At 46.8% G+C, this 5,625-nt stretch carries 6 protein-coding genes and 1 tRNA gene; 2 read left to right on the forward strand and 5 right to left on the reverse strand.

The annotated features are described in order from the left end of the window. Positions 1–264: cytochrome ubiquinol oxidase subunit I (locus B7X71_RS11115; protein WP_293600756.1), on the reverse strand; the 264-nt coding region annotated here is incomplete at its 3' end. A gap of 96 nt (positions 265–360) precedes the next feature. On the opposite strand from B7X71_RS11115, the gene B7X71_RS11120 reads away from it, so the two are divergent. After that, entirely contained in the window at positions 361–909 is a 549-nt protein-coding gene (locus B7X71_RS11120) for a YggT family protein (protein ID WP_293600757.1), read from the forward strand. Between the two features lie 48 nt (positions 910–957). Here the strand turns inward: B7X71_RS11120 and B7X71_RS11125 are convergent. The 4 genes from B7X71_RS11125 to B7X71_RS11140 form a co-directional block, all read right to left on the reverse strand. Then, a tRNA-Ser gene (locus B7X71_RS11125) sits at positions 958–1,047 on the reverse strand. 47 nt (positions 1,048–1,094) lie between these two features. Further along, a complete protein-coding gene (gene serS, locus B7X71_RS11130) occupies positions 1,095–2,405 on the reverse strand; it encodes a serine--tRNA ligase (RefSeq protein WP_293600758.1) in 1,311 nt (436 codons plus the stop codon). Positions 2,406–2,436: 31 nt separating this feature from the next. Continuing rightward, entirely contained in the window at positions 2,437–3,180 is a 744-nt protein-coding gene (locus B7X71_RS11135; protein ID WP_293600759.1) for an outer membrane lipoprotein carrier protein LolA, read from the reverse strand. Next, positions 3,140–5,452, reverse strand: coding sequence for a DNA translocase FtsK (locus B7X71_RS11140; RefSeq protein ID WP_293600760.1), 2,313 nt, complete (start codon positions 5,450–5,452; stop codon positions 3,140–3,142). Before B7X71_RS11140 ends, B7X71_RS11135 begins: the two co-directional genes overlap by 41 nt. A gap of 39 nt (positions 5,453–5,491) precedes the next feature. On the opposite strand from B7X71_RS11140, the gene B7X71_RS11145 reads away from it, so the two are divergent. Then, positions 5,492–5,625: FAD-dependent oxidoreductase (locus B7X71_RS11145; RefSeq protein ID WP_363926978.1), on the forward strand; the 134-nt coding region annotated here is incomplete at its 3' end.

Here is a 5,625-nt window from a genome sequence, read left to right on the forward strand (position 1 = left end):
AACAGTTTCCATGTAGCCAGGCCAATTAGTCCCAAACTGAAAGCTCATAGTGATGCCGCTCACTACACCCAAGGCAAATGTCAAAGCAAAAATCTTGACCCAAAACTGATAAGCCTCTTGCCAGTATTCCAAGCCCGTGCGGTTAAATTGAATCTTGAAAAACAATAAAAACCAACCCAAGGCAATCGATATCGTCGGGAATAAAATGTGAAAAGAAATATTAGCGCCAAACTGAATGCGACTGAATAAAAGTGAATCGAGCACGGCAGCTCCTAATAATTGAATTGTCTATATTTCATTGTTGCACCAATTGAATAATGCTGCTGAACCATTGGCGATTAAACGCCCTACAATATGGTTATGTTGATACAAATTGCCAACCTCATTCTTCAGGTACTCGTTAGCATTGTTGCGGGAGCCTGCCTTTTACGCTGCTATTTACAGTGGCTTGCCTTCAATTTAGGCGCAGGGCAAAGTAAGTCTATTGGCGCTTATGTTCTGCCTTTAAGCAATTGGATTGTTCTTCCGCTAAGACGCTTCGTACCCAGTATTGGTCGCTTTGATCTAGCGAGTTGTGTCGCAGCCTATCTTTTAATTTTGGCCAAAATTTCGATCCTACTATTGATCTCTGGCGCTACTTCGATTGATATCTCTTGGTTAGCACTGGCATTAGTTGATATGCTAAACCTAACTCTTTCAGGACTGCTTGGCCTGGTTTTTATCAACATCATTCTTTCCTGGGTTGGCACAGGAACTCAAATTCAGTTTCTAGTATCACTATTAGTTAACCCCCTACTCACCCCGATTAGAAGGGTAATACCCAACTTTGGTGCCTTAGATTTATCTCCACTTGCTCTACTACTGATCCTTCAGATACTTCAGATTATTCTTGGGAATTTAAAGATTTAGTAGTTAACTGGGGTTCTCAAGATGCACTTGGATAGATAAGTGCTTCATTGGCGGAGAGAGTGGCATTCGAACCCACGGTAGGTTTGACCCTACGCCTGATTTCGAGTCAGGTACATTCGACCACTCTGCCATCTCTCCGAACCGAATAGCGATTATAGCTTTCGGGTATTTCTTAGATTTCTTACTTAGGCGGGCTTTAATACTTCCAAGCCGCCCAAGTATGGTCGCAAGGCTTTAGGAATAGCTATGCTGCCATCAGCTTGCTGGAAGTTCTCCAGTAGTGCAACGCCTGTTCTACCAACCGCAAGGCCAGAGCCATTGAGAGTGTGGACCAATTCTGGCTTTCCTTGACCAGCTTTAAATCTTGCCTGCATCCGTCTTGCTTGGAAGTCACCCATATTGGAGCAAGAGCTAATTTCACGGTAAGCATTTTGTGACGGAATCCAAACTTCTAAGTCATAGGTCTTGGTGCTGCCAAAACCCATATCGCCCGTACAGAGTAGTACTTTTCTGTAAGGCAATTCCAGCAACTCCAACACCTTTTCTGCATGTGAAGTTAATTCCTCAAGTAACTGCATTGATTCTTCTGGTTTGGCAATTTGTACGAGCTCTACTTTTTCAAACTGGTGCTGGCGAATCATGCCGCGTACATCACGTCCATAGCTACCAGCCTCAGATCTAAAGCATGGGGTATGAGCAACAAACTTTAATGGCAACTCGTCAACCGCCGTAATGGTGTCGCGCATCAAATTCGTCACCGGCACTTCTGCAGTTGGAATGAGATAAAAGTTTTCAATCTTCGCTTCGCCCGCACCATCTTCACCACCCATCTGACGCGGAACCTTAAATAGATCCTCTTCAAACTTAGGTAGCTGACCAGTGCCGCGCATAGATGCTGCGTTCACCATCAGGGGTACATAGAGCTCTTCATAGTCATGCTGACCTGTATGTAGATCAATCATGAATTGCGCTAAGGCGCGATGCAATCTAGCAACAGGTCCCTTGAGAACCACGAAGCGTGAGCCACTAATTTTTGCAGCAGATTCAAAATCCAGACCCAATGGCGCACCTAAGTCCACATGATCTTTTACTGGAAATGAAAACTCGGGGACTTTTCCCCAACGCTTTACTTCCTTGTTTTCAGTTTCATCTTTACCAACTGGGACTGTTTCATCCGGTAGGTTAGGAATGCCCATTAAAAAATCCGCAATCTCTGTCTGCAAAATTGCTAAGCGTGCTGCGCCAGACTCCATATCCACGTTGATCTGTGTCGCTTCAGCCATCTCAGCTGTAGCATCCTCGCCCTTACCTTTTTTCATACCAATAGCCTTAGCTAATTGGTTACGCTTAGCTTGCAACTCCTCAGTACGAGTTTGCAAAGATTTGCGCTCAGACTCTAAGGTGTTGAACTTCTCAACATCCAGTTGGAATTTGCGAGTAGCTAAACGGGTAGCAACGGCTGCGATATCTTTGCGGAGTAATTGCGGATCAATCATCTGATGCTCTATTCGTTAATGGGTATAGACGTTAGTTTAAGCGTAAGACTTCTGCGCCAGCCGGCGGATTGAAAGTAAAGCGACTGGCAGGCAAATTGATATTGAGCTGGATCCTGTCTAAAGTAACCAGAACCACGCTACCCAGGCCATCAATGAGCTCGAGCGCTTTAGGCAGACCATTGGCCATGCCCACTGAGATCTTGGTGTAAGGCAAGTCATTACCATTCTTTGCATTTGGATTTTTCTTGGGTACTAGAGCAACCCATTTCATATCTAGGCGATCTTCACCGTCAACTAACTCAAAATGCTGGTCTAAGGAAGTCTCCCCGAACAGGATTGCGGCGGGGGTGGCCGCTAAAGCTTGTCCAGCTGGTCTAAAAGTCGCTTGATTTAAATCCTTATCCCACAAAATAAGTTGTTTGCCATCGGCAATGAGTTTTTGTTCGTAAGGCTTTTGGGTATCCCAAATAAATCGACCTGGGCGCTGAAATACAAAACGTCCTTGTGTTTGGCGAACTACTTTTAAACCTTTGTCTTGGGGTTCATTTGCCTTGGGTGCGCGCAACTGCTGCTGCATAAAATCACCTTCCGCAGTTTTAGAATTTCGCACAAACTGACGTAGCTGCTCTGCACCACTTTCACCCTCAGAAAATGCGGAACTTGAAAATGCAAAGGGCGCAAGGCTGATAAAGATGGTTGTTGCTACGGATAAAAATCTACGCAATGGAGTCGCCTTATTCTGAAGGGCGATGGAGGATCTCGCGATTACCGCCATTACCCATCTTCGAAACTAAACCTGCCTTTTCCATATCCTCGAGTAAACGGGCTGCTCGGTTATAACCAATACGCAAGTGACGCTGCACCAGAGAAATCGATGGGCGCTTGTTTTCTAGGACGATAGCGACTGCCTGATCGTATAAAGGATCGGATTCACCACCACCTTCACCAGTCAGTGCATCCATCGTAGATTCATCAGCGCCCTCAAGAACACCGTCAATGTAATTGGCTTCGCCTTTTTCCTTAAGCCATTCGACCACACGGTGGACTTCATCATCCGATACGAAAGCACCATGGACACGCACAGGCAATCCAGTGCCCGGTGCCATGTAGAGCATGTCACCCATACCGAGCAGTGCTTCAGCGCCCTGCTGATCTAGGATGGTACGACTATCAATTTTGGAGCTCACTTGGAAAGAAATACGCGTTGGTACGTTCGCTTTAATCAAACCAGTAATCACATCCACGCTTGGACGTTGAGTCGCCAACACCAAATGAATACCTGCAGCACGGGCCTTCTGAGCAATACGTGCAATTAACTCTTCGATCTTCTTACCGGAGACCATCATCAAGTCGGCCAACTCATCAATCACGATGACTATCACTGGCGCTTTGTAGATTGGCTCTGGATCATCCGGAGTTAAGCTAAATGGATTAGTGAGCTTCTCACCTTTCTCCTCGGCTTCTAAAATCTTTTTATTAAAGCCGGCAAGGTTACGCACACCAAACTTACTCATCAACTTGTAGCGACGCTCCATCTCATTGACAGCCCAATTGAGCGCGTTATAGGCCTGCTTCATGTCAGTTACCACTGGACATAAGAGATGCGGAATCTTGTCATACATCGCCATCTCCAGCATCTTCGGATCAATCATGATCAGACGAACTTCATCCGGCTTCGCCTTGAAGAGGATAGATAGAATCATGGCATTGATACCAACAGACTTACCAGCACCAGTCGTACCAGCAACTAAGCAGTGAGGCATCTTTGCCAAGTCAGCAACGATTGGACTACCTGAAATATCTTTACCCAAAGAGAGAGTCAAGTTGGAGTGACTATCGTTATAAACCTGGGAACTCAAAATCTCGGAAAGATAAACCGATTGACGCGTTGGGTTTGGCAACTCCAAAGCCATGCAAGTCTTACCTGGAATGGTTTCTACCACGCGCATACTCACAACACCTAGGGATCGTGCTAAGTCACGTGAAAGATTGACGATCTGACTACCCTTCACGCCAACCGCTGGATCGATTTCATAACGAGTCACCACTGGACCTGGGTAAGCGGCAATCACTTTAACTTCTACATTGAACTCAGCTAGCTTGCGCTCGATGAGACGAGAAGTAAATTCCAATACATCAGCTGAGATGGTTTCTTTCGCTTCCGGCACAGGATCAAGTAAAGCCAAAGGTGGCAATTCTGAATCAGGAATGTCTACAAACAGTGGCTGCTGTTTCTCACGCTCAACTCGAGCACTTTTTACAATCTCTACAGGTGCTCGAACAATCTGTATTGGCTTAGCAATTTCAACGCGCCCGCGGAACTCCTCAACAAACTCTTCACGCTCTTCAGCCGCAGCCTCTCCTAGCTTGCGATCCTCTTCACTATCGCGTCGCTCGCGCAAGCGGTTGTAGGCAAGCTCAAGAGATCGCCCCACCTTTTCCGCAACATCTAACCAGGAAAAATGGAGAAATAAAGACAGTCCTGCGCAAAGGGTGAACAGCAAGACTAGGGTGGAACCAGTAAAACCTAAGGTCATTTGTAGTGGGTCGCCGATCAACTCTCCCAAAATGCCTCCAGGAGGTCTTGGAAGCTCCCAGGTCAAGGAATGTAAGCGAATAGACTCAAGACCCATGCTACTCAATATAGTCAGCCCAAAGCCTAACCAACGCATTAATAGAGAGTCGGGTTTGGCATCAAGGTCTACTGGCAAAGGGATACTCCAAAGCTCACGCCATCCGCTGAGCACCCTACGGCCAAAGAGCACCACCCACCAAAAAGCCGAAATACCGAAGATGTAGAGCAATAAATCGGCTAAATAGGCCCCGAAACGCCCTCCAAGGTTCCTGGGAGCCTCAAAGCTAGCATGCGACCAAGCAGGGTCTGCCTTCGAATAAGTCACCAAAATAGCTAATAAGCCCAAACAGAGGCCAACAGAGATAAACCACCGAGCCTCTAGAAGGAGACGGGGCATCCTACCCTGCCCATGATTCTCAGGGGGCTGGGGGCTTAAAGGGGTTTTGGACTTCGGGTATGCGGTTCTTGCCATGTTCTTCCGATTGTAATCAAGCAATCCTATAATTTGAATATGACTACAAATACCCCAAAACACTCCAAAGTTCTCATCCTCGGCTCGGGCCCTGCCGGCTACACGGCTGCCGTTTATGCAGCCCGCGCCAATTTGAACCCAACCCTCATTACCGGCTTGGCACAGGGCGGTCA

Source organism: Polynucleobacter sp. 39-46-10 (genome assembly GCF_002282275.1).

Coding starts and splice junctions, on each gene's coding strand:
- B7X71_RS11120 (WP_293600757.1), top strand. CDS start 361: ATGTTGATACAAATTGCCAACCTCATTCTTCAGGTACTCGTTAGCATT.
- serS (WP_293600758.1), bottom strand. CDS start 2,405: ATGATTGATCCGCAATTACTCCGCAAAGATATCGCAGCCGTTGCTACC.
- B7X71_RS11135 (WP_293600759.1), bottom strand. CDS start 3,180: ATGGCGGTAATCGCGAGATCCTCCATCGCCCTTCAGAATAAGGCGACT.
- B7X71_RS11140 (WP_293600760.1), bottom strand. CDS start 5,452: ATGGCAAGAACCGCATACCCGAAGTCCAAAACCCCTTTAAGCCCCCAG.